Here is a 20,256-nt window from a genome sequence, read left to right on the forward strand (position 1 = left end):
CTGAAGCTTTCGCATGTTAGCACTTCCATATGCGAGATTTTGACGAACCGGACTTCCATATCGAACAGTCTCCTGTTGCCCGGCGCGGCGCGAAGCCGCTTGCCGCATGGTTTCGTCGGCTGTTTTCAACAACACGGCCACAGCAACAGGATCATGTTGCCGGGCTGAACCTCACCCGTGAGGCGCTGGCCCGCGCCGAGCGCGAAAGCGCGATGAAAAGCCGGATTCTGGCCACCGTCAGCCACGATATCCGCACCCCGCTTTCCGGCATTGCCGGCATGAGCCATCTGCTCGGCCAGACGCGGCTGACGCCCGAACAGGCGAATTATCTCTCCGGCATCGGCCAGTCGGTCCGCGCGCTTTCGCAACTGGTCGACGACCTCCTGGACTTCTCGGCCATCGAGGCCGGCCGCTTCCATCTTCATCTGCGCGATGACGATCTGCGTCAGTTGATCGAAAGCGTCGTCGAAATGCTGGCCCATCGCGCCCACGAAAAGGGCATCGAGATTGCCAGCTTTGTCGCCGCCGATGTGCCGGGCCTGCTCTCTTTCGATCCGGAGCGGCTGCGTCAGGTTCTTTTCAATCTCGTCGGCAATGCAGTGAAATTCACCAGCGAAGGGGGCGTTCTTGTCTCGGCCTGTATGGTTGAGGGCGAGCTGGAAATCCGCGTCCGCGACACCGGCCCCGGTATGACGGCGCGCGAGCAGGAGAAACTCTTCCGCGAATTCGAGCAGGTGGGCGAGGAGAAAAACAAGGTCGGCGGCTCTGGCCTCGGCCTTGCCATTTCCCGCCGCATTCTGCTCGAGGCAGGCGGCAGCGTTGATGTTGAAAGCCGGCTCGGGATCGGCAGCACATTCATCCTGCGCATGCCGGTGGGACAGCCATCCGATATCCGTCTGCGCCAGGCGCGCGCCACCATGCTGTCGAGCACGCATATGCTCGTCATCGCCCCCGATGGCGCCTGCCGCGAGGCGCTGGCCGCCACCGTCACGAGCCTGGGCGGCAGGGTCATGCTGGCCGCTACGCCCGCCGAGGTCGCGGCAAGTCTCGATGCCGTTTCCGCCGATGCCCTGACCGACATCGTGGTCGACCGTCGGCTGGCTGATCTTCTGTCGGACGATCTGCGCAGGCACCCCGTCTTTCGCAATCCGGCCACCCGCCGCATCCTTCTCATCGATCCGGAAAGCAGAAGCGGTTCCCGCTTCTTTGGCGCAGGCTATGATTCCTGGCTGGTGCGCCCGCTTCGCGAGCGCTCGCTGATCGGCGTCCTGCAGGGCCGCATGAAGGGCATCGAGCTGCGTGACCCGATCAATGACAACGGCAACAATTCGCGCTGGACGCATGCCGAAGGCAGCGGGCTGGATGTGCTGCTGGCCGAAGACGATCCCGTCAACCGGCTGCTTTTGAAGACGGTGCTCAAGAAGAGCGGCCACCGCGTGACCGAGGTCGAGACCTTCCGCGATCTCATCGCTGCGGCGGCGCGGTCGTCCGGCCGGCCGGGCGCAGTCGTGACGGATCTTTCCATGCCGGGCGGTAATGGGCTCGATGCACTCGCCGCCATCCGCGATTTCGAGCGCGCCAATCGCCTGGCTGAAATTCCGCTCATCGTTGTCACCGGTTCTGCCGGCGCCGATACGAGGAAGGCCGCCATTGACGCCGGGGCGACGGAGCTTTTCGTCAAGCCAGCCGATCCGGCGACGCTGGCCGATCTCCTCGCCTCTTATGCCGCGCGCCGCGCCGGCTGATATGTGCTTCCTCCGTCCGGAATATTCCGGACGCAAAGGGAAAACGGAACTGTCTGCAACGCAAGAAACGTGAATACTGCAGGCGATTATATTTACCCAGGCTCGTGGATAATCCTGCTAAAGTAAGTGCAGGGACACGTTTCTGTCCTATTAATGTCACCGCTATGTCGTATAAGCGTGGTTAATCGCCCTCAACTGAAAGAGGCATGAATCGCGATGACGACAGAAACGCTCAACCCGGATATCCTTGCCGGACAGGACGCGACGCTGGCACGCCTGACCGCCGACAATAGCGGCGTTCTCGGCCGCATCGGCACTCTGGAAACCCGCATTGCCCGCACCGCCTCGGAAATCGATGCCGCGCAGGCGATCCGCTATCGCGTTTTCGTTGAGGAAATGCATGCGCAGGTGCCGCCGGAATCGGCGCGCAAACGTCGAGACATCGACGCCTGGGATGCTATCTGCGATCATCTTCTCGTTCTCGATACGGCCATCGAAGGCGATGCCGAAGACCAGATCGTCGGCACCTATCGCCTGTTGCGTCAGGACGTGGCCATGACCAATGGCGGCTTCTATTCCTCCTCCGAGTTTGAGGTGGCCGATCTCGTCGCCCGCCATCCGGACAAGCGCTTCATGGAACTTGGCCGCTCTTGCGTACTGCCGCAATATCGCACCAAGCGCACGGTGGAGCTTCTCTGGCAGGGTAACTGGGCTTACGCGCTCAAGCATCGCATCGATGTGATGTTCGGCTGCGCCTCCTTCGCCGGGGCTGTTCCGGAAGAGCATGCATTGGCTCTGTCCTATCTGCACCACAACGCGCTCGCAAAGGGACGCTGGCGGGTCGAGGCGCTGCCGGAACTCGAACATTCCATGGACCTGATGCCGGCCGAAGCGATCAATCCGCGCAAGGCGCTCGCCGCTCTGCCGCCGCTCATCAAGGGCTATCTGCGCCTCGGCGCGATGGTCGGCGAGGGCGCTGTCGTCGACCGCGCCTTCCGCACCACCGATGTTCTGATCGTGTTGCCGATCCACACGATTTCCGAGCGTTACCGGAATTATTACGGCAACGACGCCGGACGATTTGCCGGCTGAGTCGCGGTTCTTATTGGACCGTTGGCCGCAGCGATGCGGCCACATCCGTCTCCCCCCTTGTGGGGGAGATGGCGGCAGCCAGAGGGGGCTTGGCCGCAAACGTTGTTCAAGCGAATAGAAAGAGCCCTCCCCAACACTCCCCACAAGGGGGAGGGAGAGGAGTGGCCGCTTCCCTTAAGCCCACTCACCCTTCCGGAATACCGGCACCTTGGAACCATCCGCCGCGATGCCGTCGATGTCGATCTCGCCGGAGCCGATCATCCAGTCGATATGGATGAGCGAGGAGTTGCCGCCCTGCGCCTTGATCTGGTCCGGCGTGAGGTTCGCGCCGTCGACGAAGCACTTCGAATAGCACTGGCCGAGCGCGATATGGCAGGCGGCGTTTTCGTCGAACAGCGTGTTGTAGAAGAGCAGGCCCGACGCCGAGATCGGCGAGGAATGCGGCACCAGCGCCACTTCGCCAATGCGCCGCGCGCCCTCGTCGGTGTCGAGCACTTTGAGAAGCACAGCCTCGCCCTTCGTCGCCTTCGCCTCTACGATGCGGCCCTGTTCGAAACGAACCTCGATATTGTCGATCAGCGTGCCCTGATGGCTGAGCGGCTTGGTCGAGCGGACGTAACCGTCCACCTTGCGCGCATGCGGCGTGGTGAACACCTCTTCCGTCGGGATATTCGGATTGCAGGTCACGCCATTCTTGGCGGTCGATGCGCCGCCATGCCATTCATGGCCGTCGGCAAGCCCCACCGTCAGGTCGGTGCCCGGCCCGGTGAAGTGCAGCGCCGAGAAGCGCATGTCATTCAGCCACTTCGAGCGTTTGGCGAGGTTCGCGTTATGCTCCTTCCAGGCCGCGACCGGATCGTCGCGATCGACGCGCGAGGCGGCAAAGATCGCGTCCGCCAGCTTCTTCACGGCTTCGTCTTCCGGCAGACCGGGAAACATCTGCTTGGCCCAGGACGGGTTCGGATAGGAGACGATGTTCCAGTTGATGTCGAAGTTGGAGATCTTCTCCAGCGCCGGCTTGTAGGCAACCGACATGGCGCGGTTGGCGCGTGCGACCTTGGCCGTATCCTCGTTGGCCAGTAGCATCGGGTTGTCGCCCGAAATGGCAAGTCGGGCAGTCCCTGCCTCATAGGCCTTGGCCATGCCCTCGTAGAGCCAGGTCGCCGCCTTGTCGAAATTCTTGTCACTGCCGTAGCGATAGCGCGCCAGCGTTGCCTCCTCGTCATTATAGAAGGCCGAAACGAGCCCGCCGCCGACCAGATAGGCATGCTTGATAATGAGGCGAACCAGCGGTGCTGCCGCAAACGGCGCGGTGATAACCAGATCCTGGTTCTCCTGCAGTTGCAGGCCGACCTTCACGGCGACTTCAGCCAGCTTTTCCAGTTTGATCGGGTCGATGGGCGTCTCAGTCATGGTCATGTCTTTCGATGTTGCACTTCATTGGGTTGCGCCGGCCGGCAACGGCGGCTTGAAAATGTCAGGCGATGACGGGCGCGGCCTTTGCTCCGATGGCCGTCAACGCATCTGCGGGGGCGAGCCTCACCTGAAGCCCCCTCTGTCCGCCATTCATGAACACATAAGGCTCCGCCATCGCGCTTTCTTCGATCACAGTCGGCACGGCCTTGCGCTGGCCGAAGGGCGAAATGCCGCCGACCACGTAGCCGGTATGCTTTTCCGCCGCCGTCGGCTTCATCATGTTGGCCGACTTGCCGCCAAAGGCCGCCGCCAGCTTCTTCATGGAAACCTCGTGGTTGGAGGGAAGCACGACGCAGACCGCCTTGCCGTCCACCTCCGCCATCAGCGTCTTGAGCACCCGCGAGGGCGGTTCGCCGATCGCCTCCGCTGCCGCCATGCCGATGCGGTCGGCGTCCGGATCGTAATCGTAGGAGACCACCTCATAGGCGACCTTCGCCCTGTCGAGCGCCTGTGTGGCTCGCGTCGTCTTCGCCATCCGTCAGGCTCCGAAGAAATCCGAATAATGTTCCGGCTTGAAGCCGAGCATCAGCTTGCCGTCCTGGTCAAGAACCGGCCGCTTGATCATCGAAGGCTGCGAAAGCATGAGTCGGATCGCCTTGGCCTCGTCCAGATCTGCTTTCTCGGCCTCGTCAAGCTTCTTGAACGTGGTGCCGGCGCGGTTCAACACCTTGTCCCAGCCAAGCGCCGAACACCAGGTTTTCAGCGAGGCTTCATCGATGCCGGATGTCTTGTAGTCATGGAAATCATACGCCACGCCATGCGCCTTCAGCCAGTCGAAGGCCTTCTTCATGGTGTCGCAATTCTTGATGCCGTAAATGATGGTTGTCATGCTGTCCGCTCCGGGATGGGACCGTATAAGTCGGCCATCTGCCGCACAGCGTCAAGGGCGAAACATGCCGCTCCGGACCGGCTCAAAGGCAGCGCATGTCCCGGTAGCACAATCAAAAATAACACTATTTTTAGAAATCACTGTTAAATAAGCCACAATGGGTTTTGCGGGATGTTATCCGCAGTTCGGTCTTCGCGCATGATGAGCGTTTCGAAATACGACAGTATTGTTTCCCGCTTTCGCCGTCAGCGGGCAGGGGCCGCGGCCGTGGAGTTCGCGGTCGTTTTTCCGTTGATGCTGGTGATTTTTGCCGCCACGGTTGACCTCGGTTTTGCCTATTATCAGAAATCGCGCATCGGCTCGGCCATTTCGGCGGCGGCCTATTACGCCGTGCGAAACGGCAGCAGCCTCAACAGCGGCACTGCCGACGCCATGCGCACGACGCTGCAAGGTATCATTCGCAGCACGCTCGGACTGTCGACCGACATTACCGTCACGGTTCTCATCAACAATTCCACCAACGCTGCCGACGCCTCGAACTATTTCTGCGTCACCGGCTATCCGCCCGCTTATTCCAGCACGGGAACAAGCCAGAGCGGCTGCTCGGGAAATCTGACCTCTGGCAAGTTCGTCACCATCCGGGTCACCGAACAGCTGAAGCCGCTGATCCTTCCGCCGGGCTTTCTGGCCAGCGTCTACGGGCTGGACCGTTCCGTCATCGCGAGGGTCATCTGATGCACCCGCGCCGGAGCATCAAGGCATTCCTGAAGAGGCGGGACGGTGCCGCCGCCGTCGAATTCGCCGTCGTTTTCCCGCTGTTTGCGCTTGTCCTTTTCGGCGGTCTTGGCTTCGGCATGGCGATGCTCGATCTGAATGCACTTCAGGCCGTGGCAACGCAGGCCGCGCGCTGCCTCGCCATTTCCGGCGCACCCTGCACGACGCCGATCCCCAATTGTTCGGACACGACAGCGCAATGTTATATAGAGCAGCTCGCCGCCAAGCAGGGCCTGTCCGGCGTCAAGGCCAGCCAGTTGACGATCAATGCCAATTATCTCGTCGGGACGGCAGGCTTCACCCGCGTCCAGATCACCTATCCCATGAGCCTTGCCGGCTACAGTTTCTCCCTCAGCGCCACCGCGCAATTTCCGAACGGGTAACGTCATGATCAGAGCAGGCAGGCTGGCTAGGCTGACCGCGAGATTGTCGCAGGAACTCGCCCGGCTGGCCGAAGCGCGTGAGGGCGCGATGGGAATTCTCGGCGCCTTCTCGATCGTCATCCTGATCGCCATGTCGGGGCTGGCGCTCGAAGCCTCGCTTCTTTACGTCAAGAAGGGCGACATGCAGCGCATTGCCGACCTCGCCAACCTGGCCGCCGCGGACACGAACGGCGCGATCGTGAATGGCGGACCCAGCGCCCAGGCGGTCGCCACCGCCCAGCAGGTCGCGGCGATCAACGGCTACCCCGCCAATATCCTCACCACCACTGTCACGACATCGGCGAACCAGGGACAATTGCTCACCACGACCGTCGTCGACCCCGTTTCGCTCACGCTCGGACAGATCTTCACCAAGACAGGCTCGGTTGCCGTCAGCGCGCTTTCCAGCGCCTCCGTCGTCTCTGGCGCAACCAGCGGCGACTGTCTGCGCACACTGGCCGGCGCGCTGAACATCTTCAGCAGCGCCTCCGTGTCCGGAACCGGCTGCACGGCGGCCGCCGCGACCTATCTCTATTACTGCAGCAATGCCGCCAGCACGGTGTCGTCGGTCGAGGTCGGTTATCCGCAGTCGCTCGAACAGTTCAGCATCTGCTACAACGCCCCGCTGAAGCCGAGCCTCAGCAGCTTCACCTTCAACAAGACCAGCGTCGACCCGCTCCTCTCGGACAGCCGGATCGCGGCCATGAAGAAGCGGCTTCAGGCCATGTCAAACTGGCCCTATGGCAGCTCGTTCAAGTCGCCCCTGACGACTGCGATCGTCTTCGGGGGATCGAACCTGAATTATTCCAACACGACCGTCACCGTCTCCGGGACGAAATTCGCCTCGCTGACCGCCCAGAACTCGACGGTTACCTTCACCGGCACCGGCGTCGCCGACCCCACCTGCGCCAATCCCGTGACGATCACCGGCGGCGTCACCCTTTCCGGCAACACGACCATCCTTCTTGGCAGCGGCTGTTATGCAATCCGCGGCGTGTTCTCCGTCTCCAACGGCGCCACCGTCAGCATCCGGGGCGCGAGCGGCGCTAATGTGACGCTGGCCCTGCAGCAATATCTTTATAACGGCACCGGCACGATCACTTTCGGCGACATGCTGTTCTCCGCCGTGGGCATCGTCAACAATGGCAATGGCGGCAACGTCAGCTTCGGCAATGGCCCGTTCTATCTCGGCGGCGGCGTCTACAACACGACCGGCAATGTCACCTTCGGCAACGGGCCTTTCTATTTCAATACCGGTTCGGTCAACAACGGCTCGACCGGCACGATCACCTTCGGCAACGGCCCCTTCTACTTCTATTACTGCTCGCTCCTGAATTCGAATGGCGTCGTGACGCTGGGAACCGGCGATTTCGAGTTTTACGGAACCAGCCTGTCGACGTTCAACAGCTCGAAAACCACCTTCGGCAAGGGCAATATGGACCTGTATTCGACGCCGCTCTATCTCAGCGGCGCCGAGTTCACGCTCGGCGGCAGCGGCGATGCGGTCAACGGCGCAAGCTCCATGTTCTTCTACTGGTCGGGCCTCCAGATCGCCTCGGGCAAGTTCACCGCCAACGGCGTGTCCCTCGGTTTCTGGTATGGCAGCTTCACGCTTTCAAGCTCCAGCACCGCCACGATCACTGCGCCGACCACGCCCAGTCCCACCTACGGCTATCAGAACGTGATGGCTTATGTTTACGGCTCGAGCTTCAACATCTATCAGGGCAACGCCACCGACAGCCTCTCCGGCCTCGTCTATAATCCCGGCAATGACGTGAACCTGTTCGGCCAGCAGACAAGCACCATCCCGCAAGGCGGCTGCTTCGCCATCATCGCCGCCTATATCAGCATCTACAACAGCTCAAACGCGGCCCTGAGAGCCTGCGGCTCCGGCGCGGTGAACACACAAGCCGTGATGGCGAATTAAGCGCGCGCCAAAGCTTCGTATCAAAGGTGAACTGGAGTCTCGGAGAATGGTGCCGCTTACGTGACTCGAACACGTGACCCCATCATTACGAATGATGTGCTCTACCGACTGAGCTAAAGCGGCATTCCAGGCCGGGAAGGCAGGTCGCTTCCGGCGTTTCGTGACGCGCTGATACAGGCAACGCCTTGCAATTTCAAGCCGGTTTTTGGGCCGCGGCGAGAAAATTCGTGCAGGTGGGAAAAAGGGTGGGAGCTGGCGCTGCCGCGAAAGCAGGGATGCCGGGTCCGTCGGGCGGCAGGAGCCGGCCTTTCAGGCGGTCAGCGCGGAGGCTTGGCTTTCTGTCCGACAGGCCAGGTCTGCGGCCAGCTTTCAGGCCCGTTTCCATACTTGCCGTTGCAGTCGCCCTTGTCGGTTTCCTGCATGAGGACCAGCGCGCGGCCCGATCCGCCCTCGGAGATCTTCCATTTGTAGAAGGAGCCGCAGTCGCCGAGCCCGCGCCCCTTGAAGAACGAGGTCATCGTGTCGCTCTTTTCGTCATAGTCGAGATTGTAGCCGGTTGTGGAGACGCTCGGGCCCTCCTTCGCCATGACGGGAAACTGCACCTGTTCCCACATCGTTTCCAGCCGGTAATAGATGACGAAGGGCACATTGTACGCGCCGGGGCTGCCGCAGGGCACGACGTAAAGCGCTTCCTTGTCGGTATAACGGCGCACGAAACCGCCGAGTCCGGCAAGTGTGTCTTCTTCCACGCCGCCGCAGGTCGCGTTGTCGTCGGTGAAATTGCTGCGGATCGCCTCGGGCAGGTCGGCGAAACTCCGGATGTCGGTCATTGCCGGCAGCGGGCTCGGCGGCTTGTCGCCCTTCGACACCAGCGCATCGATGTGACCGACGCGGTTCTGCGTGTCGTCGAGGAAGAGCAGGCTCGCGGCCATGCCTTCGAGCGGGATGCTCGCCTTCACGGTCTGGCCATCGGCGCTGGCCGTCAGCGCGATCACCTTGCCCTTGCGCAGCGTATCCAGAAGTCCGCTCGCCGCTAGATCGGACGTGATTCTCCAGGCGGCGTCGGTGTCGTCATAGGAGAGCTTGTCCCGCCCGAATGTCTGCTCCGCCCCGCCATCGACGGAGATGGCAAGCGTCAGATCCTTCGCCTCCTCGCCGAAAACATCACCCGGAATGGTGAATTGCAGGAAAGCCGGGGTCGAGGGCCCTGCATCGCGCACCACGAAGGCATTCGCGCCCGCCTTGTTGTCACGGTCGAAGAAACGAAGCTCGCAATTGCGCCCGTTGGTGCAGGACACCTCCCATTTGCCGAAGCTTTTGTAGGCTCCGGCAAGGGCGGTTGAAAAAGGGGCGGCAACAAGCGCAGCGCCCAGCAGGATACCGGCTGCCGAAAGAGCCGCCGAAGTGCAATACCGCATGGTCTTCTCCCGTTTCGGGCGGCAGCATAGCAGGCGTAGCCTCAGCCGCAAATGGACTTCCGGGCTGCGATATACTCGCGTTCCAGCCGATTGACGAGGCCGGCGGTGGACGTGATTTCCTTGACCGCGCCAATGCCCTGGCCGCAGCCCCAGATGTCCTTCCACGCCTTCGCGCCGCCGGTTGCAGCCTGGCTGAAATCCATCTTCGACGGATCGGCCTCCGGCAGGTGATCCGGATCCATGCCCGCTGCCACGATGGAAGGCTTCAGGTAGTTGCCGTGTACGCCGGTGAAATAGTTGGAATAGACAATGTCGTCGGCATTCGAGGCGACGATCATTTCCTTGTAGGCGTCGATCGCGCGCGCCTCATGGGTGGCGATGAAGGGCGAGCCGATATAGGCCATGTCTGCGCCCATTGCCTGGGCGGCCAGGATCGCGCCGCCATTGGCGATCGCGCCGGAAAGCAGCAGCGGCCCATCGAACCATTGACGGATTTCCTGGATCAGCGCGAAGGGCGAAAGCTTGCCGGCATGGCCGCCGGCGCCCGTCGCCACGGCAATGAGGCCGTTTGCGCCCTTTCGGATGGCGGAATTGGCATGCCGGTTGTTGATCACGTCGTGCAGCACGATGCCGCCATAGGACTGAATCGCCTGGTTGACCTCCGGCACGGCGCCGAGCGAGGAGATGACGATCGGCACCTTGTATTTGACGCACATCATCAGATCGTGCTCGAGACGCTTGTTCGAGGTGTGGACGATCTGGTTGACGGCAAAGGGCGCGGCCGGACGCTCAGGGTTTTTCGCGTTGTAATCGGCCAGTTCCTCGGTGATCTTGGCCAGCCATTCGTCAAGCTGGGCCTCCGGACGCGCGTTCAGCGCCGGAAACGAACCGACCACGCCGGCCTTGCATTGGGCGAGCGTCAGATCGGGATGCGAAATGATGAAAAGCGGCGATGCGACCACCGGCAGGCGCAGGTTGTCTTTCAAGATCGGCGGCAGAGCCATGGTTCCTCCCGGCTTGTGCAATTGTGACGTTTACGCAAACGTCAATTGCTTAACAGCTTTCAGGCCGGATGAAAATTGAAATATGCGACCCTGTCGAGGCTTCGCCAGCGCTGCGGTAGTGGATAAGATGTCACTTGCTATTTTCGCCGCGGGGCGTTGTTTAGTAGAGCTTCCGGATTGGAGCAGCCTTCGGCATGCGCTCGAGGCTGTGTCAACGGGAAGGCGGTTGGATCAGGACTGCATTCTCCGCTATGGATTTTTCGGGCGGGCGGGGGCTGCCTCTCATCTCATGCGGGCTTTGCTGAAATTTTCGGCAAGGCATGCGCAAAACAAGTGAAGCGTGAAACGGTCCGTATGGATTGGGATGCGCTCAGGAGCAGAAGCATTTGAGTCTGGAAACGGCCATCAGAAAGGCTCTCGAGCGGGTAGGCCCCGGCGCGGACCCTGAACAACGCGCCCGCGTTTACCAGTCCGCCCGCATGGCGCTGGAAAACGGGCTGCGGCAGCAGAACGTCACCGATGTCGCGACCGCCACCGAGCAGCGCCGGCAGCTGGAAGCCGCCATCAACCGCGTCGAGCGCGACGCCAAGCTCGATTACATGGAGCACGAGGCCAAGCAGCGCGCCGCGCGCGAGGAGGCCGAGCGCGAGCAGCGCCGCAAGATGGAGATCGAGCGGGCGGAGCAGGCCAGGGTTCAGGCCGAGCAGGCGCGCGAACAGGTCGAGCGCGACGCCGAAATGCGCCGCCGCCGCGAGGAGATCGACCGTGAGCGCATCGCCCGCGAACTGGAATACGAGGCAGCGCAAAGGGCGCTGCGCGACCGCATAGCGGCCCGCGAACAGGCGGCCCGCGAGCGCGCCCTGCAGGAGCGCGAGCAGATGCTGGCTGCCGAACGTCAGGAAGACGAAGCGCGCCGCCAGGCCGAAGAGGCCCGCCGGCAGGCGCAGGAGCAGGCCGCGCGCGAGGCGGAAGCCCGCCGCCGTGCGCTTGAAGAGCAGGCCGAGCGCGAAGAGGCGGTGCGCCAGCAGGCGGAACGTGAGCGTCTCGCCCGCGAGCAAGCGGCCCGCGAACTGGCTGAACGCCAGGCCGCCGAGCGCGAACGTCAGGCACAGGAGCGCGAGCGGCTTGCCCGCGAGGAAGAGGAACGCCTCGCCGCTGAAGAGCGCGCGGCCGAAGAAGAGCGCGCACGTCAGGCCGAAGCGCGCGCCGCCGAAGAGGCAACACAGCGCGCGGCTGAGGCCGAACGCCTGCGTCAAGCAGAGGCGCGGGCGGCTGAGGAGGCGCGCCGTCGCGAGGTCGCCATTGCCGCTTCCGCCATTGGCGGCATGGTGCGCCACGAGGATGCCCCTGCCGGGGACAAGGCCCCCTCCATCGACGACATGCTGTCGAGCGAGCCGGAGCATGGCCCTCGGGAGCCTGTTTTCGATATCGTGCCGGAGGTCGCCCATCGTGAAGAGCGGCGTGCCCCGGCCTTTGACATCGAAGCGCCGGAGCCTGCGCATTCGGCCGCCTATGCGGATGAGCCGGAGCCGCAGCCGGCGGTTATCCATCTTCCGCCCGAGCGCGCCATCAAGCCGCGCCGCAAGAGCCGCTGGAAAGCCCGCGCCTTCGCGCTGGTCACGCTGGCCGCCTTTGGTGCTGCCGGATGGTGGTGGGTGGAAAGCACGGGCCTCAGCCTGCCGAAGGCCGTGCGCGATGGGAGTGTCCCCAATCCGCCACCGACCGTCAAGGAAGACGATTTCGACGGTGCCAAGCAGCTGAAGTCGCTGTCGCGTCAGGGCGGCTATGGCGACGAGTGGACGAAGCTCTTCGAGGCTGGCAAGACCAAGACGGCAACGGCCGGGGCGCAGGCGACCGCCAAGGTCGAACAAAGCGGTTCGGGCCCCTATCTGGCCGTCACCTCGAATGCGCCGGGCATTGATGGCTCCGTCGCGATCGAATTGCCGCAATCCGTCATTGCATCGCTGCAGGGAAAGACCTCCAACATCTCGCTGATGCTGGAAGGCGCCGACAGCAAGCCGGTTCAGGTCACTGTGGAATGCGAATTCGGCGGGCTGGGCAATTGCGGCCGGCACCGCTTCCTGCTGACGCAGAACAAGAGTGATCTGATGTTCGACGTGACTGTGAAGGATGGTACGCCCCCCGATGGGCCGGGCCGGCTCATCATCAATGCCGACGCCGGCGGTGAGGGAAACAGCGTCAAGCTCTTCTCGATCCACGTGCTGCCGGGCGGTTGATCGACCGCTGATTGCGCATCGAATTTCGAAAATCCCGCTTGACGGCGGGATTTTTTTGTTTCGGCGCCCAGATTTTTTTCCGTCTGACTCAGCGTCATTTGCCTTCCGTAAGGGCAGGTTGATCCGTCGGAAAGTCAACCGAAATATTTAAATATATCATTTTTTATCAAATAGTTGAAAAATAGACAGCCGACTGTGCATCAGACGGGAGTGTTGCCAAAATCCCATCAAGTTGGGGAAAAGCATAGAAAGTGATTCTCGCGGATTCCGCCGACTCTTGCCACAGAGTCACCCACCCTTTAGGTTAACAAATAATTACTAGATCGCATGCGGCGGAACTAGTCACCACACTGTAAGCGCGTATCCCGGCAGCGGACCCCGTCCGCGGCCTCGGTGGTGGATTCTGTAAGGCACAAGGAGCGAATTTGACGATGACGATGGGCTGGACAGACGAGCGCGTCGAAAGACTGAAGAAATTGTGGTCCGAAGGCTTGAGCGCCAGCCAGATTGCCGCGCAGCTTGGTGGCGTCAGCCGCAACGCTGTGATCGGCAAGGTTCATCGCCTGTGCCTTCCGGGTCGCGCCAAGGCGGGCGGTGCAGCCACTGCGCGTCCGGCCAAGCGCCAGGCTGCCGCTGCAGCGCCGCGTTCTCAGTCTTTCATGCCGCGCACGGTCACGCGGACCGTAACCCGCGCCCAGGGCGCGACGATGCTGAAGGAAGAGGTTGAGACGGAAGTCTATTACGAAACGGAGGTGCAGCCCGCATCCAACGTGGTCGTGCCGATTTCGCGTCGCCTCACGCTGACGGAACTGACGGAGCGCACCTGCAAGTGGCCGGTCGGCGATCCGATGAAGGACGACTTCCACTTCTGCGGCAATGACAGCGCGGATGGCTCGCCCTATTGCACCTATCACGCACGGCTCGCCTATCAGCCATCTGCCGAGCGCCGACGCGCCGGCCGCTGATCTCGAAGACAGATAGCATGAAATGAAACGGGCCCCGAAAGGGGCCCGTTGCGTTTTGGGGAGGGATGGGAACGGGATGTTTCTCGATCGGACGCGAGCGATCAGAGACGATCGGTCACGCTCTTGACGGCGTCCTTGGCATTGCCCTTGGCGGTCTGGACCTTGCCCTTGACCTCCTGAGCGGCGCCCTTGGCGCGCAGTGCGTCGTCGCCGGTCGCCTTGCCGACAGCCTGTTTGGCCTTGCCGGCGAGTTCGTTGGCCTTGCCCGAAATCTTGTCAGTCGTGCTGCTCATGAGCGTTTCTCCTTTTTCCGGAACAAACACATTCCGTTTGCCCCCAAGGAACGCTCCAGTGCCGATCGGGTTCCCGCTATATCCAGAAATAGCGATATGAGATCGTGGAAACGCAAAGCGCGACCGCGCCCTTTTCAGGGCGCGGTCGCGCTTTGATTTCAGGTCTCAGCCTTCCATCGAATAGCCCGCGCCGCGAACGGTGCGGATGACATCCGGCATGTTGGAGAAGTTCAGCGCCTTGCGCAGCCGGCCGATGTGAACATCGACCGTGCGCTCATCCACATAGATATCGTGGCCCCAGACGCCGTCGAGAAGCTGCGAGCGCGAGAAGACGCGGCCGGGCGATGACATGAAGAATTCCAGCAGGCGGAATTCCGTCGGCCCGAGACGCACTTCGCGAGAGCGTCGATGAACGCGATGGCTGTCCCGATCGAGTTCGATATCCCCGCATTTCAGCTGCGAAGATACCACTTCCGGCTTGGCGCGGCGAAGCATGGCTTTCACGCGCGCCATCAGTTCCGGTGTCGAGAAGGGCTTCACGACATAGTCGTCCGCGCCGGTCGAAAGACCGCGAATGCGCTCGCTTTCCTCGCCGCGGGCCGTCAGCATGATGATCGGCAGTCGCTCCGTTGTCGGGCGCGCCCGCAGGCGGCGGCACAATTCGATGCCCGGAACGCCTGGCAGCATCCAGTCGAGGATCACGAGATCCGGAACATGCTCCTGCAGGCGGATATCCGCCTCGTCGCCACGCAGGATCGTTTCGACCTCGTAGCCTTCCGCTTCGAGATTGTATCGGAGGAGAACGCTCAGCGCCTCCTCGTCTTCGACCACCGTAATCTTAGGCTGCATGACGTTCTACTGCCTTCAGCCCTGAACCGTCATCGTGGCGGTGTTGTCGTCCTTCGGGCGCTCGCCGTCAGGCTGCGTACCGGTCGTCATGTAGTAGATCGTCTCGGCAATGTTGGTGGCGTGGTCGCCGATGCGCTCGATGTTCTTGGCGCAGAACAGGAGATGCGTGCAGGACGTGATGTTGCGCGGATCTTCCATCATGTAGGTCAGGAGTTCGCGGAACAGCGACGTGTACATCGCGTCGATTTCCTCGTCGCGGTCGCGGATGGCCTGCGCCTTCTCGGCCGAACGCGTGGTATACACGTCAAGAACGTCCTTGAGCTGGGCAAGGGCCAGTTCAGAGAGGTGCTCCATGCCACGGGCCAGCGCACGCGGAACGCCGCTCTGCTGGACTGCAATGACGCGCTTGGCGGTGTTCTTGCCGAGGTCGCCGACGCGCTCCAGATCGGAGGCGATGCGGATCGAGCCCATGATTTCGCGCAGGTCGTTGGCGACCGGCTGGCGGCGGGCAATCGTCAGGATAGCCTTGTCTGTGATTTCGCGCTCGGCGGCGTCGAGAATGGCGTCATCCGAGATCACGCGCTGCGCAAGTGCCGCATCCGCATTGACCAGCGCGCGGACGGCGTCGCTTGCCATCTGTTCGGCCATGCCACCCATTTCCGCAATACGGCGGGTGAGAAAACGCAGTTCCTCGTCATAGGCGGTCATAATGTGGGATTGGGTCATGTCGGGCCTCTTCGATCAGCCGTTGCGCGTTCATGCTCGGCCGCACCATGAAAATGGCGCGACGCATTCATTAGGGATGCGCTTTCCTAGCGTCACCCGCCAATGCTTTTATGACACTTTGGCAAAAGATTTGTGACAAATTATAGAGCTGAATTCATTTGATTATTTCAAAAGCATGAACGGCTTTGGCCGCGGTCTGCGTCAGAATCTCACGGTAAACACGGATCCCTTGCCGATTTCCGACTTCACGATCAGTCGCGCGCGATGCCGCGTCAGGATGTGTTTGACAATGGCAAGGCCCAGTCCCGTGCCCTTCTTCGACCGGCTGGCCTCGACATTGACGCGATAGAAACGCTCGGTCAGGCGCGGAATATGTTCTTCGGCAATGCCGGGCCCGAAATCACGGATCGAGACTTCAGCGCCGTGCCCGCCCTCGGTGGGATTCAGTGTGACCTCGACGCGCTTGCCTTCCTGCCCGTATTTGCAGGCATTCTGAACCAGATTTTCGAAGACCTGAATCAGTTCGTCACGGTCACCGGCCACAAAGACCGCTTCCGTCGGCAGGTTCAGCACCACCTCGACATCGAGCGATGCCGCCAGCGGCTGCAGCGCGTCGCGTACATGGCCGAGAAGCGGCAGAAGGTCCACCCGGTCCGAGGGTGCGATATGCGCCTTCAGTTCCAACCGTGACAGCGACAACAGGTCGTCCACCAGCCGGTTCATGCGCTGCACCTGCTCGAGCATGATGCCGAGAAACCGTTCGCCCGCCTTCGGGTCATTTTTGGCAGGCCCCTGCAGCGTCTCGATGAAGCCCTGCAGCGAGGCCAGCGGAGTGCGCAATTCATGGCTGGCATTCGCCACGAAATCCGAACGCATCCGCTCCACCACGCGCGATTCCGAAATGTCGCGGAAGGAGAGGACGAAATGCGTGGGTCGTCCGGTTCCCGTCACCACGGGTGCCACTCGCACCAGGTACACCCGCGTCGAGGGATGCCGCTCGGTATATTCCACCGTGTTGACATTCCCCTTCGCGATCGTCTCGCGTACGCAGTCGAGAATGGCGGGAGAGCGCAGCCGCGTCGTGATATGCGCATTCGGCTCGATCCCGCCGAAGGACTGCGCGGCCGCGGCATTCTGGAAGATGATGTTCTCGCGGTGGTCGATCAGATAGAGCGGGATATCGATGGCGGAAAGGGCGGCGCTGGTGGTTGCGATATTGTCGCGCGGCGCATCGACGCTCTGCGGCGGCTCTCCGACAACGCCTGCGGGCGCAAGGCCTGCGCTGGGGCTGCGGGTCGGCTGATAGGCCAGAATGGCCACGGCGACAATGGACAGGGCAACCGACAGGCCGACCAGATGCAGCCCGGCCGCGAGCGCCGCACCAAGGATCAGCAGGCCAGCCAGCAGCGAATAGGGGCTATGGCGCAATCTGATTTTGCCGTCATCGTCCGTCAATGCCACGCCTTCCTCCCCCACGCCGAATCGTCAATGATCAGACGTTGTTACGCTTCTATTGTGACATGTTTTTCTTCGTCCGCATCCAAGCTATGATGAATTAATGTGACAGGAAGAAAATCGGAGGAAACTGAAGGCATGGCAGACCAGAAGAGCAGGGCCGTCGAACTCGAATTTGACGGCAAGAAGCGGGTGTTCGACGTTGACGATCCGCATCTTCCCGAGTGGATCGAGGAGGCCGCTCTCGATTCCGGCGGTTATCCTTACAAGAAGAAACTCAAGGAGGAGGACTACCAGATCGAACTCTATGCGCTGCAGAAGGAGCTGGTGAAGGTCCAGTTCTGGCTGCAGAGGACGGGCAAGCGCGTGATCGCCGTTTTCGAGGGCCGGGACGCCGCCGGCAAGGGCGGCTCGATTGCCGCAACGCTCGCCTACATGAACCCGCGCTCCGCTCGTGTCGTGGCACTGACCAAGCCGACGGAAACCGAACGTGGCCAGTGGTATTTCCAGCGCTATGTCAGCCATTTTCCGACCGCCGGGGAATTCGTCGCCTTCGACCGCTCCTGGTATAACCGCGCCGGCGTCGAGCCCGTCATGGGCTTTTGCACGGAGGGCGAATACAAGGACTTCCTCAAGGCAACCCCGGATTTCGAACGCCTGATCGTCAATGACGGCACCTATCTCTTCAAGTTCTGGCTCAATATCGGTCGCGAAATGCAGCTGAAGCGTTTCCACGACCGCCGCCATGATCCGCTGAAGGTCTGGAAACTTTCCGACATGGACATCGCCGCACTCACCAAGTGGGACGACTATTCCAAGGCGCGCGACAAGATGCTGAAGGACACCCGCACCAAGCACGCCCCCTGGACGGTCATCCGCGCCAACGACAAGCGTCGCGCCCGCCTCAACCTCATCCGACACATCCTCCATTCGCTGGATTACGACGGCAAGGAGAAGCAGGCGATCGGCGCGATCGACAACGAGATCCTCGACGGGCCGGAATTGCTGAAGGACTGAAGTCCTCGGCCCAATCCCCCTCTCTTGCGATTTCTGATGTTTAGCCTTCGGCTAAGCCATCGAAATCGCTTTCTCCCCCACAAGTGGGGAGATTGGAGGATGACGTTGCCGCTTGCGCCCATCTCCCCCCTGGTGGGGGAGAACGGAATTTCAGCATCTTAGCGGAACGCTAAGTGCTAGAAATTCCAAGAGAGGGGGTCTCTCCGATGAATTTTCATCCCCCAATTCCCCCGCTCCCCAAGCTTGCCTCATCATAGTCCCGTCCCATCACGGATACACCGCAGGGCGCTGCGGCGAGGTGGGGCCGGTTCCGGGTTCGAGGGTCAGACGCAAGCTCTCGGATATTCGCCCCCGCAAGGGCGGTGGATGAAGGGTTCGGTTGTCAGATCGGATATTTGCCGGCGCGTGACGAGAGACGGTGACCCGGAGGGCAAGCGGAGGCAGGCCGCACCCGAAGCGCTGGCCTGGCCAGCATAAGCAATCGCGGTCCACTGCCAGTAGCCTCACTTCCTGGGTGGAGACCCGTGAGGACGGACCGGGCGTTGAGATCCAAGTTCGTCACGTGACAAGGACTGAAACGGGGCGTCTGGGACGCCATTTATTTATACCATTACGAGGTGTTGCAGACGCCCCGGCCGATCTTCTGGACAAGAGGATCATGAGAATGAGGCGTAACCCGGAGGTGTTGGCCTGCCGGGGTTTTGGTGCGACCGCCAAGCGCCTGCATTTGTTGACAATGACGGGCGAAATCGCGATAGTAACCGCGCCGCTGTCGAAGCGGCATTTTTTATTCCCGTCGATGACAGGCCCAAAGGAGACCGCGCCATGGCCGAAGCCACGCCGCTTTATGACAGTTATTCCCGTGCGCCGCTCCGTTTCGAGCGCGGCGAGGGCGTCTGGCTCATTGCGGAAAATGGCGAGCGATATCTCGATTTCGCAGCCGGCGTAGCGGTCAATTCGCTGGGTCATTCGCATCCGCATCTGGTCGAGACGCTGAAGGCGCAGGCTGAAAAGCTCTGGCATACGTCGAACCTCTATGAGGCTCCCGGCCAGGAGCGGCTGGCCAGCCGCCTCGTCGCCAACACCTTTGCCGACAAGGTCTTCTTCACCAATTCGGGTGCCGAAGCGATCGAATGCGCCATCAAGACGGCGCGCCGCTATCACTTTCACAAGGGCCATCCGGAAAAGTTCCACATCATCACCTTCGACGGCGCCTTCCATGGCCGCACGACGGCGACGATCGCCGCCGGTGGCAATGAGAAATATATCGAAGGCTTCGGCCCCAAGGCCCCGGGTTTCGACAAGGTGGCCTTTGGCGATCTCGACGCCGTCAAGGCTGCCATCACCGAGGCAACCGCCGGCATTCTCATCGAGCCCGTGCAGGGCGAGGGCGGCGTGCGTCCGGTGGATCCGGAATTCCTTCGCGCACTGCGCACCATCTGCGACGATCACGGCCTGCTGCTGATCCTCGACGAGGTCCAGAGCGGCGTTGGCCGTACAGGCCGCCTCTTCGCGCATGAATGGGCGGGCATCACGCCCGACATCATGGGCATCGCCAAGGGCATTGGCGGCGGCTTCCCCTTCGGCGCCTGCCTGGCCACGGACGAAGCCGCTTCCGGCATGGTCGCCGGCACGCATGGCTCGACCTATGGCGGCAACCCGCTCGCCATGGCGGTCGGCAATGCAGTTCTCGACGTCGTTCTGGGCGATGGCTTTCTGGAACATGTCAACGACATGAGCCTCGTCTTCCGTCAGGGCCTGGAATCGCTCAAGGACCGCTATCCGGACGAAATCGTTGAAGTCCGCGGTCAGGGCCTTCTGCTCGGCATCAAGGCCAGGCGTCCGGTTGCCGATCTGATCAAGGCAGTGCGCGCTGAAAAGATGCTTGGCGTCGGTGCGGGCGACAATGTCATGCGCCTCGTTCCGCCGCTGACCGTCACGGCAGACGAAATCCGTGAAGGTCTGGCCCGCATCGAACGGGCGCTCGACCATCTCAAGGCTGCGGCATAAGCAGCGCGATACTCCAG

Annotated in this window: 18 protein-coding genes and 1 tRNA gene; 9 read left to right on the forward strand and 10 right to left on the reverse strand. The window is 61.8% G+C overall.

Annotated elements, in window-relative coordinates; genetic code table 11:
• Nucleotides 1-29: 29 nt before the first annotated feature.
• Nucleotides 30-1,745: an ATP-binding response regulator gene (locus LQK83_RS18650; protein ID WP_230838908.1), complete on the forward strand. Its 1,716-nt coding sequence runs from the start codon at nt 30-32 to the stop codon at nt 1,743-1,745.
• 216 nt (nt 1,746-1,961) lie between these two features.
• Complete coding sequence (locus LQK83_RS18655) at nt 1,962-2,837, forward strand: GNAT family N-acetyltransferase (RefSeq protein ID WP_230838909.1); 876 nt, start codon at nt 1,962-1,964, stop codon at nt 2,835-2,837.
• 174 nt (nt 2,838-3,011) lie between these two features.
• Here LQK83_RS18655 and LQK83_RS18660 read toward each other — a convergent pair whose 3' ends face one another.
• The 3 genes from LQK83_RS18660 to LQK83_RS18670 all read right to left on the reverse strand — a co-directional run bounded on the left by LQK83_RS18660 (nt 3,012) and on the right by LQK83_RS18670 (nt 5,142).
• On the reverse strand, nt 3,012-4,250 hold the full coding sequence (locus LQK83_RS18660; protein WP_230838910.1) for an aminopeptidase: 1,239 nt from the start codon (nt 4,248-4,250) through the stop codon (nt 3,012-3,014).
• 64 nt (nt 4,251-4,314) lie between these two features.
• On the reverse strand, nt 4,315-4,788 hold the full coding sequence (gene ybaK, locus LQK83_RS18665) for a Cys-tRNA(Pro) deacylase (protein ID WP_230838911.1): 474 nt from the start codon (nt 4,786-4,788) through the stop codon (nt 4,315-4,317).
• Nucleotides 4,789-4,791: 3 nt separating this feature from the next.
• Nucleotides 4,792-5,142 (reverse strand): ArsC family reductase, encoded by a 351-nt coding sequence (locus tag LQK83_RS18670; protein WP_230838912.1) that lies wholly within the window; start codon nt 5,140-5,142, stop codon nt 4,792-4,794.
• Between the two features lie 198 nt (nt 5,143-5,340).
• Between LQK83_RS18670 and LQK83_RS18675 the strand changes: the two genes are divergently transcribed.
• Genes LQK83_RS18675 through LQK83_RS18685 form a run of 3 tightly spaced genes read left to right on the forward strand, consistent with a single transcriptional unit; the run spans nt 5,341 to nt 8,265 of the window.
• A complete protein-coding gene (locus tag LQK83_RS18675) occupies nt 5,341-5,877 on the forward strand; it encodes a TadE/TadG family type IV pilus assembly protein (RefSeq protein ID WP_230838913.1) in 537 nt (178 codons plus the stop codon).
• Nucleotides 5,877-6,299: a TadE/TadG family type IV pilus assembly protein gene (locus LQK83_RS18680; protein ID WP_230838914.1), complete on the forward strand. Its 423-nt coding sequence runs from the start codon at nt 5,877-5,879 to the stop codon at nt 6,297-6,299. Before LQK83_RS18675 ends, LQK83_RS18680 begins: the two co-directional genes overlap by 1 nt.
• A 4-nt stretch (nt 6,300-6,303) precedes the next feature.
• A complete protein-coding gene (locus LQK83_RS18685) occupies nt 6,304-8,265 on the forward strand; it encodes a pilus assembly protein TadG-related protein (protein ID WP_230838915.1) in 1,962 nt (653 codons plus the stop codon).
• Between the two features lie 47 nt (nt 8,266-8,312).
• Here LQK83_RS18685 and LQK83_RS18690 read toward each other — a convergent pair.
• The 3 genes from LQK83_RS18690 to LQK83_RS18700 all read right to left on the reverse strand — a co-directional run bounded on the left by LQK83_RS18690 (nt 8,313) and on the right by LQK83_RS18700 (nt 10,687).
• Nucleotides 8,313-8,388 (reverse strand) — tRNA-Thr (locus LQK83_RS18690).
• A gap of 194 nt (nt 8,389-8,582) precedes the next feature.
• Entirely contained in the window at nt 8,583-9,683 is a 1,101-nt protein-coding gene (locus LQK83_RS18695) for a DUF1176 domain-containing protein (RefSeq protein WP_230838916.1), read from the reverse strand.
• Between the two features lie 41 nt (nt 9,684-9,724).
• Complete coding sequence (locus LQK83_RS18700; RefSeq protein ID WP_230838917.1) at nt 9,725-10,687, reverse strand: NAD(P)H-dependent flavin oxidoreductase; 963 nt, start codon at nt 10,685-10,687, stop codon at nt 9,725-9,727.
• Between the two features lie 386 nt (nt 10,688-11,073).
• On the opposite strand from LQK83_RS18700, the gene LQK83_RS18705 reads away from it, so the two are divergent.
• A complete protein-coding gene (locus LQK83_RS18705; protein WP_230838918.1) occupies nt 11,074-12,924 on the forward strand; it encodes a hypothetical protein in 1,851 nt (616 codons plus the stop codon).
• A 437-nt stretch (nt 12,925-13,361) separates the two neighbouring features.
• Complete coding sequence (locus LQK83_RS18710; RefSeq protein ID WP_230838967.1) at nt 13,362-13,889, forward strand: GcrA family cell cycle regulator; 528 nt, start codon at nt 13,362-13,364, stop codon at nt 13,887-13,889.
• 101 nt (nt 13,890-13,990) lie between these two features.
• Here the strand turns inward: LQK83_RS18710 and LQK83_RS18715 are convergent, their stop codons facing one another.
• The 4 genes from LQK83_RS18715 to phoR form a co-directional block, all read right to left on the reverse strand.
• The gene (locus tag LQK83_RS18715; protein ID WP_230838919.1) at nt 13,991-14,182 is read right to left on the reverse strand and encodes a CsbD family protein; all 192 of its coding nucleotides are present in this window, start codon (nt 14,180-14,182) and stop codon (nt 13,991-13,993) included.
• Between the two features lie 165 nt (nt 14,183-14,347).
• A complete protein-coding gene (gene phoB, locus LQK83_RS18720; RefSeq protein ID WP_230838920.1) occupies nt 14,348-15,031 on the reverse strand; it encodes a phosphate regulon transcriptional regulator PhoB in 684 nt (227 codons plus the stop codon).
• Nucleotides 15,032-15,046: 15 nt separating this feature from the next.
• Nucleotides 15,047-15,757 (reverse strand): phosphate signaling complex protein PhoU, encoded by a 711-nt coding sequence (gene phoU, locus LQK83_RS18725; RefSeq protein ID WP_230838921.1) that lies wholly within the window; start codon nt 15,755-15,757, stop codon nt 15,047-15,049.
• A gap of 201 nt (nt 15,758-15,958) precedes the next feature.
• Complete coding sequence (phoR, locus tag LQK83_RS18730; RefSeq protein WP_442966795.1) at nt 15,959-17,218, reverse strand: phosphate regulon sensor histidine kinase PhoR; 1,260 nt, start codon at nt 17,216-17,218, stop codon at nt 15,959-15,961.
• A 132-nt stretch (nt 17,219-17,350) separates the two neighbouring features.
• On the opposite strand from phoR, the gene ppk2 reads away from it, so the two are divergent.
• Nucleotides 17,351-18,229 carry a polyphosphate kinase 2 gene (ppk2, locus tag LQK83_RS18735; protein WP_230838922.1) on the forward strand — a complete coding sequence of 293 codons (879 nt, stop codon included), beginning with the start codon at nt 17,351-17,353 and terminating at the stop codon, nt 18,227-18,229.
• An 825-nt stretch (nt 18,230-19,054) separates the two neighbouring features.
• Nucleotides 19,055-20,239, forward strand: coding sequence for an aspartate aminotransferase family protein (locus LQK83_RS18740; protein WP_230838923.1), 1,185 nt, complete (start codon nt 19,055-19,057; stop codon nt 20,237-20,239).
• The last annotated feature ends 17 nt before the right edge of the window (nt 20,240-20,256 follow it).

It is taken from the genome of Rhizobium sp. C1, assembly GCF_021026335.1.
Taxonomy (GTDB): Bacteria; Pseudomonadota; Alphaproteobacteria; order Rhizobiales; family Rhizobiaceae; genus Ensifer_A.

Coding starts and splice junctions, on each gene's coding strand:
- LQK83_RS18680 (WP_230838914.1), top strand. CDS start 5,877: ATGCACCCGCGCCGGAGCATCAAGGCATTCCTGAAGAGGCGGGACGGT.
- LQK83_RS18650 (WP_230838908.1), top strand. CDS start 30: ATGCGAGATTTTGACGAACCGGACTTCCATATCGAACAGTCTCCTGTT.
- ppk2 (WP_230838922.1), top strand. CDS start 17,351: ATGGCAGACCAGAAGAGCAGGGCCGTCGAACTCGAATTTGACGGCAAG.
- phoU (WP_230838921.1), bottom strand. CDS start 15,757: ATGACCCAATCCCACATTATGACCGCCTATGACGAGGAACTGCGTTTT.
- LQK83_RS18700 (WP_230838917.1), bottom strand. CDS start 10,687: ATGGCTCTGCCGCCGATCTTGAAAGACAACCTGCGCCTGCCGGTGGTC.
- LQK83_RS18695 (WP_230838916.1), bottom strand. CDS start 9,683: ATGCGGTATTGCACTTCGGCGGCTCTTTCGGCAGCCGGTATCCTGCTG.
- phoB (WP_230838920.1), bottom strand. CDS start 15,031: ATGCAGCCTAAGATTACGGTGGTCGAAGACGAGGAGGCGCTGAGCGTT.
- LQK83_RS18670 (WP_230838912.1), bottom strand. CDS start 5,142: ATGACAACCATCATTTACGGCATCAAGAATTGCGACACCATGAAGAAG.
- LQK83_RS18715 (WP_230838919.1), bottom strand. CDS start 14,182: ATGAGCAGCACGACTGACAAGATTTCGGGCAAGGCCAACGAACTCGCC.
- LQK83_RS18655 (WP_230838909.1), top strand. CDS start 1,962: ATGACGACAGAAACGCTCAACCCGGATATCCTTGCCGGACAGGACGCG.
- LQK83_RS18675 (WP_230838913.1), top strand. CDS start 5,341: ATGATGAGCGTTTCGAAATACGACAGTATTGTTTCCCGCTTTCGCCGT.
- LQK83_RS18740 (WP_230838923.1), top strand. CDS start 19,055: ATGGCCGAAGCCACGCCGCTTTATGACAGTTATTCCCGTGCGCCGCTC.
- LQK83_RS18710 (WP_230838967.1), top strand. CDS start 13,362: ATGGGCTGGACAGACGAGCGCGTCGAAAGACTGAAGAAATTGTGGTCC.
- LQK83_RS18685 (WP_230838915.1), top strand. CDS start 6,304: ATGATCAGAGCAGGCAGGCTGGCTAGGCTGACCGCGAGATTGTCGCAG.
- ybaK (WP_230838911.1), bottom strand. CDS start 4,788: ATGGCGAAGACGACGCGAGCCACACAGGCGCTCGACAGGGCGAAGGTC.
- LQK83_RS18660 (WP_230838910.1), bottom strand. CDS start 4,250: ATGACTGAGACGCCCATCGACCCGATCAAACTGGAAAAGCTGGCTGAA.